At 46.8% G+C, this 12,728-nt stretch carries 9 protein-coding genes and 1 pseudogene; 1 reads left to right on the top strand and 9 read right to left on the bottom strand.

Annotation, left to right across the window (positions count from 1 at the left end):
• Positions 1 to 122: 122 nt before the first annotated feature.
• The 7 genes from ADU23_RS23715 to ADU23_RS23685 all read right to left on the bottom strand — a co-directional run bounded on the left by ADU23_RS23715 (position 123) and on the right by ADU23_RS23685 (position 9,709).
• On the bottom strand, positions 123 to 3,500 hold the full coding sequence (locus tag ADU23_RS23715; RefSeq protein ID WP_197286105.1) for an S-layer homology domain-containing protein: 3,378 nt from the start codon (positions 3,498 to 3,500) through the stop codon (positions 123 to 125).
• 262 nt (positions 3,501 to 3,762) lie between these two features.
• A complete protein-coding gene (locus ADU23_RS23710) occupies positions 3,763 to 4,689 on the bottom strand; it encodes a GNAT family N-acetyltransferase (RefSeq protein WP_053376000.1) in 927 nt (308 codons plus the stop codon).
• Positions 4,664 to 5,344, bottom strand: a complete 681-nt coding sequence (locus tag ADU23_RS23705) for a lysoplasmalogenase (protein ID WP_053375999.1) — start codon at positions 5,342 to 5,344, stop codon at positions 4,664 to 4,666. The genes ADU23_RS23710 and ADU23_RS23705 overlap by 26 nt, the downstream gene beginning before the upstream one ends.
• Positions 5,345 to 5,382: 38 nt before the next feature.
• Complete coding sequence (locus tag ADU23_RS23700) at positions 5,383 to 5,853, bottom strand: hypothetical protein (protein WP_053375998.1); 471 nt, start codon at positions 5,851 to 5,853, stop codon at positions 5,383 to 5,385.
• Positions 5,854 to 5,993: 140 nt separating this feature from the next.
• A complete protein-coding gene (locus tag ADU23_RS23695; RefSeq protein WP_053375997.1) occupies positions 5,994 to 6,695 on the bottom strand; it encodes a response regulator transcription factor in 702 nt (233 codons plus the stop codon).
• Positions 6,692 to 8,818: a sensor histidine kinase gene (locus ADU23_RS23690; protein WP_197286104.1), complete on the bottom strand. Its 2,127-nt coding sequence runs from the start codon at positions 8,816 to 8,818 to the stop codon at positions 6,692 to 6,694. Before ADU23_RS23690 ends, ADU23_RS23695 begins: the two co-directional genes overlap by 4 nt.
• A 414-nt stretch (positions 8,819 to 9,232) precedes the next feature.
• Positions 9,233 to 9,709, bottom strand: a complete 477-nt coding sequence (locus ADU23_RS23685) for a GNAT family N-acetyltransferase (RefSeq protein ID WP_053375995.1) — start codon at positions 9,707 to 9,709, stop codon at positions 9,233 to 9,235.
• Positions 9,710 to 10,152: 443 nt separating this feature from the next.
• On the opposite strand from ADU23_RS23685, the gene ADU23_RS23680 reads away from it, so the two are divergent.
• Positions 10,153 to 10,557, top strand: coding sequence for a CBS domain-containing protein (locus tag ADU23_RS23680; RefSeq protein WP_053375994.1), 405 nt, complete (start codon positions 10,153 to 10,155; stop codon positions 10,555 to 10,557).
• Between the two features lie 101 nt (positions 10,558 to 10,658).
• Here the strand turns inward: ADU23_RS23680 and ADU23_RS23675 are convergent, their stop codons facing one another.
• Both ADU23_RS23675 and ADU23_RS23670 read right to left on the bottom strand, forming a co-directional pair.
• On the bottom strand, positions 10,659 to 11,930 hold the full coding sequence (locus tag ADU23_RS23675) for an FAD-binding protein (RefSeq protein WP_053375993.1): 1,272 nt from the start codon (positions 11,928 to 11,930) through the stop codon (positions 10,659 to 10,661).
• Between the two features lie 228 nt (positions 11,931 to 12,158).
• Positions 12,159 to 12,704: pseudogene (locus ADU23_RS23670) on the bottom strand (CatB-related O-acetyltransferase).
• Positions 12,705 to 12,728: the final 24 nt, after the last annotated feature.

Below are 12,728 nucleotides of genomic sequence, written 5' to 3'. Positions count from 1 at the left end.
AAACCTGATTGCTCAAGCTCCATTGACAGATTTCTTGAACAAAATAGGACAGGCAAAATGGGACTCATTCGCCTGCCCTACTCATACTATTGCTCATGTTTATTCTTGCTTGTGCATTTTACCTAGGCATGAAGCGACTCGAGCAGCATATAGATCATCTTTGCCGCTTCGGCTCTCGTCACATAACCTCCTTGGCGGAACGACCCATCGGGGTAGCCGCTTACGATATTTGCACGGGATACAGCAATCACGGCAGGCTGAGCCCATTTTGGAATGTCTTTTTGATCCGTAAATGCCACTTCTCCTTTAGTAGCATGGACTGCATTTCGATCCAGCACTCTGGCGAGAATGACTGCGAGCTCAGCCCGCGTCAGCGGCTGGTTTGGCTTGAACCATGATTTCCCTTTCTCTTGGTAGCCTTGAATCAAACCCTCTTCGACCGCTCGCGCAACGGCATCCTTAGCCCAGTTCTGCAAAAGATCGCTGTCGGCGAAATAGATTGGCGTTCCTGAGGCTTTCAATGCCAGCGCATCGGCAATCATTTTGACCAACTGCGCCCGGGTTACTGACTGATCCGGCCGGAATGTATGGTCCTCGAAGCCGTGGACGACATTTCTGCCAGCTAGACGATCCACATATTGTGCTGACCAATGGCCGTTCATATCGTTGAAAACGTGATGCTCCGCAGGGAACACCGCGAATATACCCCAATTATTCACTTCAACAGTCACTGTGCCATTGCCGGAGACAACGCCTCCTACATATAACCATTTGCCTATCGTCCGATTGTATTCATAGACGGCAGGTTTTAATTCGGGGGCTATTGACGAGCTATTATACTGCAAGCTAATCTGGATCGGTTTGTTTAATACCGATCCGGTACTGCTCGTGAAAGCTACAAACCGGCTACTATTCGCTCCTTCCGTTTGATTAGGAGATGGATTTGCTTGAACGGCGATCTTAACTTTACCGTCAACCGGCAGCGTCTCCGGCGGAATCATAACCGACCCGACACTCGGAAGCGTAACCGTCCCCCCTAGCAAAGCGATGATCTCCTTCTCCACGCTTAACGGATCTTCCGCTTCACCGGTTGTTCCAATGGAAGAAGACGGGGGCGTTGTAGGTCCGCTATTGATCGGATTAACCGTAACATTTACCGTGTCGCTATGAGCGTTATTTGTCACCGTAATAACTGCAATACCTGCCTGTTTAGCCTCGATTAATCCAGCGGCTGTGACTGAAGCCACTGTGCTGTCGCTGCTCCGATACGTCGTCCCATCGACTGCACCCGTTACATCTTTAACGCTATTGTTTGACTGCTGTGCTGTGACTGTCAGCTGTTGGCTGACTTTGTCGCCCAGCTGTAGCTGTACCGACCTCGGTGCTGTCGTGATGGCTGTGATCTCGGTCGCTGGCGGCGCCACGTCCGCTTTCTCTACAGTCACGCTCACCGTGTCGCTATATATGCCGCTTGTAACCGTGATGCTGGAAGTGCCTGATTGCTTTGCCTCAATTAATCCGTCGGCTGTAACGGTAGCCACCGTGCTGTCGCTGCTCATGTACGCCGTCCTGTACACAGCATCCGTCACATCCAACACGCTGTTGTCAGGCTGCTGCGCCATTACTTTAAGCTGTTGGCTGACTTTGCCGCCGAGCTTGAGCTGTACGGTCTGAGGAGCTGCGCTGATTCCGGTGATCTTTTTGTACTGAACCGACACCGATGCCGAGCTGGAGCTTGCGTATTTCGGATATACGCTGAACGCGTACGTTCCCTCCTCCGGATTCATCCAGCCGGCATTGCCGCTGACTGCAATAACCGTCTTCCCGAGCAGCGGGATATCTTGAGGTACGGTTACCCTTAAGATGGACATGCCAAAATTGTTTGTGTAGATCGCTTCCTTTGCTGGAACCCCGTTCACTAGAACCAGATTCGGATCGACCGTCCCCGAATGTGTAATTGGATCCAAAATGACAGGTACCTTTAACTGCGTCGGGAGGTTCAGCGTGATGAAATCGTCATCGGCAGCAACCAAGGGCTCGTTAGGCTGCAGGCTGAATGTATAGGGCACATTCGTCTCACCAGCCCACGGGTTATCAGGTAATATTGTAAATTGCTGTACCGTGTCCGGCGTAATCATAAGCGGCACCGTATTGGGCTTGACGGTCTGCGAAGTCGTCACCTGTATATCGTATGCTCCATATTGAACGAAGCGGTTTGGCATGAAGAACACGAGTGAGTAATCCGGGATCAAATAATATTCCGGTGGAAGTACGAATTGCAGCTGATTATCCGCCAAGCGGGTAACAGAAGCCGGCGAATAACCACCCATTTCCAGGCCCATGCCCGATTCGATATGAATATCAGTGGCAGCGATGGCCGTATCACTTAGTACGGTGCCAGCCGGACTGGTCACCGTAACGGTGTCGCCTCCCTTCAGAATCGTCGGGCTGGTGAACCGGAATCGCAAATTGCCGTCGTAATTGATCTCAACATATCCCTTATCCGAATACGGGTTATCGGCTAATGATGCCCCTCCCGTCGGAATGATTCCGAAACGTCCCGATGCTGCCTGCTGATCGACGCTGGTGGATATTTCAAACGCATAGTAGCCGGGAAATGCCGGATTGGCAACCAACGCAGAATCGTCGATTGTGATGAGCGCATCCGAATAGCTGGTCAGCGGCTGGCTAGGCTGCAGCTGCAGCTTGTCGCTGGCGACATTCGCCGTAGCAACAGGTACTCCGCCGATCTTTACCTTGGAGGCGTCCATTGAAGCAGGTAAGGCAATGCCCGCGGGAAATTTCAGGGTGATCCAATCCGTAGGCATAATCTGCTGCATGACCGTAAACTTGAATTGGTAAGACGCATTCGCTCCAGCCGCATACGTGCTCATATCCGGACGAAAGTTCACTACACTGCGAAAGTAAATATTGCTGAGCGCTGTCCGTAGAACCGAATTCGAGCTGGTGCTGGCCGCAAATTGCGAGGCTGTAGCGGGTACATGATGATAATCCGGCGTGATCAAGAAATTCGCCAGCTTTATGTCGACAGTCCCCCCGGCAGGTACAGGCTGGCTCAAATGAAAGGCTATCACCGGCTGCCAACTGTTCGATCTTTGCGTTTTAACGGAATCGAATAGAGAAAGCGTTGAACCGTTAACGTTGACCTCAACGCTGTTTGAAGGCACACTGAAGTCAGTTATCCATATCCCAAAGGCGTTCGGATTTCCAACGAAATTGAAACCATACGGCAGCAGGATTTCTATAGTATCTCCCGCTTGTAAGGCTTCCGCTGTAGTCATCTTAAAATGATACGTCGGCGTTTCCTTCGTATAGGTTCCACCTGAGGAATAACCGCTGAACAGTGCGGTTGTTTCAGGCACCACGCTGAAATCCGTGAATGCTGAACCTGCGCCAAGCACCTGTATGGGTGCGCCCCAGGACATAGCGAGCAGCGCGGACAAAAGCACATAAATGATAGCGATGCGACGATAGCGCATCCTGTTGTCATTCACACAAGCTGAAAACATAACTATTTTCCCTCATCTCTTTCTAAGTTTTCTATCAATCTATCAGCGGAAGTTTAAAACTGGTTAAAAAAACATGCATAAAAATACATTTTTCGACGAAAACGACAAAAACCGATTTCCTTTTAGCAAGGAACCGGTTATTTTGGTCTAAGCCTTATCCAACGATCTCTTCATAGGGCAGTTTAAGTTGTATGGGCATCTACAATTGATTTCCCAGCACTTATTTCTCCTGTTATAATAACCGCTTCAGAATCCAGTAACCGGGCTGGGATACGTAACCAAGCTTGCGGTTTATGGCCAGCATAGGCGTGTTGGTAGAGTGATTATTAGTTCGCAGCTGCTTCACCCCGTGCTCGTGAGCGAATCGAATGGACAGAAGCTTTAGTGCGTACGCGATTCCTTTACCTCGATATTCCTTGACAACTCCCGTAAATAGCGTGTACATCTCGTTGCCTTGTGGAACAAGACAAGTCATTCCTGTCATTTCTTCCCCAGACATCGCGATAAATATACATCGCGGGTCCATCCGGCTGACCATGGCGGCAAACGTCTCGTACGGAAAATCAAGCGCACCTTGATAGTCTGGCGTGTCACCGGAGAGCTGCTTCACCACCCGATACAAGCGCTCCATATCGTCCTCAGGCGAAAATTGCTCAAACGTACAGAAAGTAATGCCATATCCTTCGGATACCCGTACACCTGCGTCGATCGTTGACGTAGGGAACGATGTTAGATCCAGCACGGACTCGAACTGGTGCGATTTGAATGTAAAACCACGGTGCTCCGCCCAAGCGCGGGCCTCGGGATGGTTGTCCCGAACGGCAGTCTGCAATCCAATAGGGCATTCTTCATGAACATATTGCGCGAGAGCCTCTTCCAGCAACTGCCCGTAACCCTGTTCACGATGTAAGGCGTCAACAATGATAGTTTGGCTTAAGAAGCCTTGCGGAGTCATTCCTGTAGCGTGCAAGAGCTGCGCCATTCCTACGACTTCGTTATTTACAGTCAAAATGATCCTTCTAAAAAACGGATATGTCCGCACCCTCGCCTCCTGCATCTCAAACATGTCATCGCCAATTGGCGCGTTGCTCGTTTGATTGAGCAGATTACATACTCCAGCCTTATCGGATTGTTCATATGGACGAATTGTAGTTATCATATGCGATCGCACTCCTATTTGATCTTTCAATGCTGGCAGTAAGCAAAAATTGAGCAAGGTAATAGGAAATCATGACCCCGTATCCCGACCATGAAAGCGACATGACAAACATGTTCCAAGCAAGCAGCGAATCGGACATGAAGAACAATATTGCGCCCGCTGCGGCAATCCAGCTTCTACTAATTACAGCGCTCCAAATCATGATAGAAATGACGACGACATAAACTAACACAGGCAACCATAATTCTGTATTTCCTCCTGCAAGAATGCCTGTGCGAAGCCTGCTTAAGAGCAAAAAGGAGTAGGCCGAAATCGGAATAAGAGCAATCAAATGAAAGGGAGAAAACCGCCAACGAGTCACAAAAGCAGCGACATATGCGAGATGGGCAAATAAGAATGCGACCAACCCATACGTAAACCATTGCTTTCCTGTTAGCAATAAGAAACAATCGCCTATGGCCGAGAGGAATAATCCTGTAATGATTAAATATTTATAGGGCTTGGCAATGTTTCGTATAGTTGCTGCCAGCACGATCATCAGAACGATCGTTCCCGGCTTAAAAATCCAACGCAGCGTCATATTTTCGCCCGCTAAGGCAAAAAGATAGGCTACGCCTGAAAAAATAACAGCGCCTAATAATAATTTTCGGTACATGTCAGAACCCCCTGTTAAGTGTCGATACCCAACGATTATTAGGTAATCCGTTTAACCCCCAACGCATCGGCAATGCCTTTAGCGCCCTTTTTCATCACTTGATCGTGATTCCAAACGAACGCGGGCCTCAAGATCGGAGCTAACAAGTTCATCCATTTCTTATTCGCATTTACCTGCCACACATATTGGACATGAGTCAGGCTGCCTTCTTGCGATAAGGTCCAAACCCCTCTGCCTTCCAATTCTCCTGTCGCCCTGATTTCTAGATACTTGGGATCTTCTTTCCTTACGATTTCGGCTACGAAAGCTAGCTGGTAGGGGAGCTTCGTTCTGAAAACATAATGATACGTATTGCCAATCCCATCTTGCCTAGGTCCTTGATAAAGGGGCTCGGAACTAACTCCACTCCACCAATCGCCATACTTAAAACCGCCGATCAGTCCCCAAACTTGATTGATATCAGACTCGAATTTCCAATTTGTTTCAAAACTATACGTATACAAAGACATTCCGCTCCTCCTCGAAAATCATTCTTATCGCAAAACAATAAAGCCCCTAGATACGTGAAATGATAACAACTCAAGTTTAAAAACGGTTAAAAAAAAGCGATATTCCATATAAGGAATATCGCTTTTTCTAAAATTGAAATTTATGTAACCCGGCTAAATTTATACCCGAAGCCCCTAACCGTCTGAATGTACTTGGTCGCTGATTGATCGGATTCTATTTTTTTGCGTAAATTGCTAATATGGACCATTACTGTTCGCTCATCGCTAAAGCTGTCCCAGCCCCACACCTGCCTGTGCAATTGTTCCGCGCTAAACACTTGGTTCGGATTTTTCAGCAGAAAAAGCAAAAGCTGCCGCTCTTTGGCGAACAAATCGATTACCTCTCCCTTCACCAGAACTTCCAAGCTATGCAAATTTACCTGCAATTCGCCGCATGTGATCAACATGCTTTCCTTGCCGCGTTTTTGAATGGCTGACGCTCGTCTGAGATTCGCTTTCACTCGAGAGACGAGCACCATCGGATCGAACGGCTTGGTCATGTAATCATCCCCGCCGGTATCGAGCCCCCCGATGATATCGTCCGCTTCCTTTTTGCAGCTCAGAAAAACGATCGGTATATCCGAGTCCTCACGAATCTGCCTGCACAACTCTACGCCATCCATATCGGGTAGCACAATATCGAGAACTACCAGATCGGGCTTCTCCTGCTTCAAAAGCCCCAACGTCTGGCTCCCGTCGTTCGCCATGACTACCTGCAGCCCGTGATTCCGCAAGTAGAGGGCAATCAGTTCCCGAATTTCCTTTTCGTCATCGACGATTAATATTTTTGCGCCCGCCGTCATACGTCTGCTTCACCCTCCATATCGACCATCGCTGGGAGCGTAATGGTAAACGTACTTCCTATGCCAGCTTTACTTTCCACATCAATCGTCCCCCCATGATGCTCAATAATTTCTTTGCAAATTGCCAAACCGAGGCCTGTTCCAGCTGAACGGCTCTTGTGCGACTCTCTTCCCCGGTAAAAACGGTCAAATACAAACGGTAAATCATCATCGTCAATGCCATTTCCCGTATCCGAGACTTTAACCCTTAAACCTAAGTTGCCCTTCTCAAGAGAACCGTAATTTTCGATGATGAGATGAATGGAGCCGCTAACTGACGTGAATTTTTGAGCGTTGAACAACAGGTTCATCACAACTTGCTCGATTCGCACAACGTCGATCCATACGATTAGCTGTTTATCCGCAAGGGAATCGGCCTTATCGATATAAGCAAAGCTATGGCCTTCTTGCTTGATCGGCAGCTCCAATTTATCAAATAGGGAGCGAAAAAACGCCACGGCATCAACCGCTTGGCAATCAAACCGAATTTTGCCCGATTCGAACTTCGACAACTCGAACAAGTCGCTGATTATACGATCTAAAATCACTGTTTTTTCATAAGTCAGCCGCAAATAGCGATCATGGTTATCCTCATCTATTCGGTCCAAAACAGCCTTCACATAACCTTGGATGAGCGTAAGCGGTGTCCCCAGTTCATGCGAAATGTTTGATAACAGATGACGACGCGACTGCTCCATTTTCACCAATTCCTGATTGATCGCCTGAATGCTTGTATTGGATTGTTCCAGTGCCTCTGTTCTTTCTTCTACCTTTACTTCTAGCAATTCGTTCCACTCTAGCAATTGGGCCGACATGCTCTCAACACGAGCAAACGATTTTGAAAATTGATGCGATAAATTAACGGACTCCATGAACACATAAAACACCATGCCAAGCTGCATCAAATCTCCTGTTGCCACAATATGATTGTAAAAAAGAATATCATTGAGCACTAATACCAATAGGACGAGCACTGCCGCCATGTTGAGCGAAGCCCCTTCTCTTTTGCGCAGGTAAGCCCGAATAGAAACATAGATGACATAACAAATGGCGAGCACAGAGACAACTTGAAAAGCTAACATACTATATGTGTATATCGACGCTGGCGTCAAGAGGACAAATAAACTATAAGCTGCAAGGGCTAGGACAAACCAATCTCTCACTTTGCGATGCATTTCGCCGGGATATCGCGAGTAGGAGAACATGATCAGCATCAAGAGGGCAACAACCACCGACAAATATTCCAAATGAACCTGAAACTCCCAAGCGATATGCGGGAATAGGTACGTGATTAACGTAGGTCCAGTGACCATCGCTCGAAATCCCATCCCCAAAGCGAAGCAACCGAAAAATAGCGGCGATTTATCCTTTCTGCGTGCCAGAAAGAGGCCGATATGGTATAACCCCATCGTAAACAAACTGCCTATCATAAGTAGTTGAAATGCAATCTCTTTTTCGCGGCTGACCATCACATCTTTGGAAACGCCCATGCGGAAGGATTCCCACAAGCCGCCTTTGCGCTGCACGAAATTAGACACTTGAATGACTATTTCGGTCTCGCTGCCCTGCAAATGAAAAAAGACAGGTTTAGGGAAATTAGCCGGATCCATCGTTTCTTTGCTCGTTCCAACCTTGCCGTTCGCTGCCGCCAGCTCCCCGTTAATCCATAATTGATACGCTGTCGCGACACTTGGAACATAGAGCGCCATGCTGGTGCCGTTGTCAGCAGCCGCTGTATGAATCCGCAGCCGGTAGGTCGCATAGCCTTGATTCGACAAAGCTTGCCCGCCCGACTCTTGCCCCTCCCACACCTTCGGCACTAAGGCATAAGCGGGAGCATAAGGAGCTGCGCTATCCAGACTGCCCGTAAAATCAGCGGGAGTCAACAAATGGTTCCAATAAAACTCCCATTCGCCATCCAGATTTTTCAGCCCGTCATGCTCCCCGTTCCACGCTGATAAATCCAGAATACCTTTCACGGCCTCAGGCTGAATGCCTTTTCCTAACGCAGATGAGCCGGGAAATAACAGAAATAATACGCAGGATAAACACAGAACATATAATCTGTACGTTGATTTCCTCATGTTTGATTGCATCGCATAGTCCTAATCTTCGACATTTGTTCTTATTCGATATTTTTATGATAGGAGGATTATATCATTTTTGGCTCAACCTCAATATCAGTAATTGACTTTTTCACTACAAAGTCATATAAGCAGGAACGGAGGACGATTGGAAAAAACAACTGCAAATGGATGAGCCCGTTGTCGTATTGGAGCGTTCTAGAACTGCGAGATCTGGTCCTAAATAGCAACAAATCGTTGGACCAGAATGCAATTGATGTGCTTGGCAATGAAATTATTTTATTATGGCGACTTTCTCAAATCCTGTACTCCCCCGTGTTCCCTTGACTGAAAAACGACAACGATCTCAGTCAAGGGTGTTCTTCATCTCATAATCTCCTTAGGCCATGTTCCCAAATGCTGTTAGAAAGCAAATCAGAGTCGCATTAAGGTAATTAGCTCTTCTTCAATGATTTCACCGTTGTCACGGAAGCCGAAGCTTTCATAAAGCTTTTTGGCTGCGAGGTTATCAGCCTTATAAGAAATCCAGCAGTAAAGTGCAGGCCCTGCCGGAGAGGTGCGGATAAATTCCAAGATTTTTTTCATGGCTTCCCGACCATAGCCCCTGTTCTGATATTGCTTGTCAATCATCAGTCGCAGGATGCAATAGCTATCGTCTGCGATTGCAGGGAGTTCGTACCCGGTGATTCTGTAAGTAATCATAACAAATCCTACAGGCTGTTCATCCGCGTAAATGGCAAACGGAAATGGATGTCCCCCATTGGTGGCAAGGACATAACACGAAGCCACGCTTGACAGATTGGACGCAACGAAGCGTCGTTGATCTTCTGTAACTTCCAGGTTAAATATGGCACGTCGGTTTTCCAGCGTGATTTTTCTGAGCGTAATCATAGAGATCTGCTCCCTTCATTAGCTTTGGTAAATGAATAGTTGGCTCCATGTTTAATTCTCTTTAACATCTTTGCGCCGCGGTCGCTTAATTAACATACAATTTATCGAAAAAAAGTAATAGACTTATGTTGAATTTTTTTATACACTATTATGTATCCATGACTTTTTTAGGGATCATCCTTCTTGGCATTATTGGTTAACCGGCACATAAAAGTGGCGGTTTTTTTGTTGAAATGCTACAGCTATAACCATACTCAGACATTGTTTAACTTTTTCTAATAAATAAAAAAAGCCCGCTATTTGCACGGACTTCATTCGTCTATGTTCTCTTCTCTAACATAGCGATTAGCAACCTTTATTCAACAATGTTAGCCATGCCCCAGTCACTTCCACATGCGTCACGCGGCGAAATATGTTTTAATATACCAAAGGAGTGTGATTTAATGGACATCAAATCGTTTCTATATCCGAAGAATGAGGTCTCTTACCTCAAGACATCCTCTAATATGAAAGAAGCCATGGATAAATTGGAGGCAAGCCACTATACGGCCATTCCGATTTTGGACGACAATGGCTTATATTTCGGTACGTTATCCGAGGGAGATTTGTTATGGAAGCTGAAAGCCACGCCCGGCCTTGGCTTCGATACGATTCACGAAATACCAGTCGTCTCCATCAAAAAAAGGATGAAAGTCGAATGCGTCGAGATAAATGCTGATTTGGACGATATGCTGGCGCTGGCGGCCGATCAAAACTTCGTTCCAGTCGTAGACGCCGATCGCGTCTTCCTTGGTATTATTCGGCGAAAAGATATAATCGAATATTATACCCGGAATATTTCTGATTAGTCGGAAAGCGTTGATCCTGCGGAATCATGAAGGCTGCCGTTTGCTGGCAGCCTTTTCTCTTCATGCAGAGGGTGGATCTGCTCCACTATTTGATTAGGTGTCTATGAATAGTTCTCCATAATATAGTTTTTCAAAAAGGCGTTGCTGAATTTGCCTTGGGGGTCGCATTGAAGGAGCAGTTGCTGAAAATCTGGCAATTTCTCGTATAGGGATTGTAGATGGACGGGCGGCATGGCAAACAGCTTTGCCCAGTGCGGACGGGCATGGAAAGGCGCAATCTGTTCCTCGATTATCGGTAATAGTTGCCGGACAGCTTCCCAATCCGCTTTCCATGTAAAGTGAATGGCCACCGAATCCTGCTTGTAACAAGGACTCATCCACAGATGGTCTTCCGCAATCGTGCGAATCTCCGACACATACAGGTGTGGCGATATGCAATCCCGTATCCGGTCAATCGCACATAGCGCATGATAGGCATCTTGACGCGGCACAAAATATTCGCTTTGTAGTTCCTCGCCGGCGCTAGGCGTGAAATCCATGCGGAAATGCGGCAGCCGTTCATGCCATGGCCCGGGAATGCCAAGCTGCTCGCTGCAATTTTCCGCAGAGTAACCTGGTACTGGATGCCGAGGCGCACTAGCGGGCTTCGCGCCAAAAAAATCGGATTCCACAAAGGTAGAGTCATGGTCTGATATTTTCCGCTTTAGCCAGACTTGATTGAAATTGGATGTCTTCCAATCCGTGAAGAGACTAACACTGTAAGCACTAGAGAAAATATCGTCAAAATGATCCTTAAGCTGCGCTAATGGCAAATTGTCGAATACGTATTGACTCATCTGGAATGCGGGTACCACATCAAGAGTAATTTGCGTGATAACGCCTAGTCCCCCTAGTCCCACAACCGCTCCGGCGATGAGCCCTTCTTGTTGATCACGGGAGAAAACGACCCTCTCTCCATCCGCTTTGACAACCTCCATGGAATGGACCGCTGAAGCGAGATTACCGCTGCGGTCACCGGAACCATGTGTTGCCGTTGCGCATGCACCTGCAATGGTAATGTGCGGCAACGACGCCAAATTGTGCAAAGCATAGCCGCATCCGTACAGCTCATGGGACAGATCCCCATATCTAATACCGCCTTCTACCGTAACCTTATTGCGTTTATGGTCTATTTCTATTACTCGGTTAAGCTTGTGAAGAGAGATGAGGATCTCGGTACAATCTGCGATTCCATTAAACGAATGACGAGTGCCAAGCGCTTTGATTCGACTGCTGCGTGCTACCCATTCTTGTACTTGTTCAACCGTTTCCGGAACATGGAGTTCCGCAGCGCTATATTTATAGTTGCCTGCCCAGTTTCGGTTATTTTCCATCTACATACACCCCCGCTAAATTGGATGAAAGATTCGCGCAAAAATATTGATAGGTAATAAGAAAACATTCCATATGTTATCGAAGTATCCTGCCTGTAGGCTTAATAAAAAAAGCAGGCCACCGAAGTGCCTGCTCATACTCTTGTTATTCGACTATTGTTTTTGCCATAGTTGATTAATTTGTAATTCGTGTCATCCGTGCTTTCGAGTCGTTTTTATTAAGTAAGGTTATGTTAATAATTCCCTTTGATAAAAGTCATATAATTGATGAATAGAAGAACTTGATAAGAGATGACTGGCTCGTTCAATTTTCTCGCGTTCCCAATCGAACCAACGCATTTCCATCAACATTTCGATTTCTTTATCTGTAAAACGTTTTTTTATCTCTTTGCAAGGGTTGCCGCCAACAATCGTATAGGGCGGGACATCTTTTACAACAACCGATCCTGCTGCAACAATGGCGCCTTCACCTATCTTCACATCTGGCATTATCATTGCATTCATGCCAATCCAAGCATCACTTTCGATGATGGTATCCCCTTTTCGCTCATAAGAGGTTTCAATATGCTCCGCAAACGGAAGGTCTTCGATAGGGTTAAACAGCTTTCTTGATTTTTCATCTCCCCAAAGGTATCTTACGCACCCATCTTCAAAATCATGATTATCGTAATAGCCGGAATAGTAAGCTTATTCTCCTACTTCAATCATGGGATTGGTGACAATATTCTTCAGATACTTAATTTCAGACCAGTGATTAAACCGATGTTTTTTCATTCTAGTTCCTCGCTTCTAATCCAC

The sequence above is a fragment of the Paenibacillus sp. FJAT-27812 genome, assembly GCF_001273905.1.
Lineage (GTDB): Bacteria > Bacillota > Bacilli > Paenibacillales > Paenibacillaceae > Pristimantibacillus.
The sequence above is the reverse complement of the archived record's forward strand: the minus strand, read 5'-3'. Positions and strand labels throughout refer to the sequence as shown.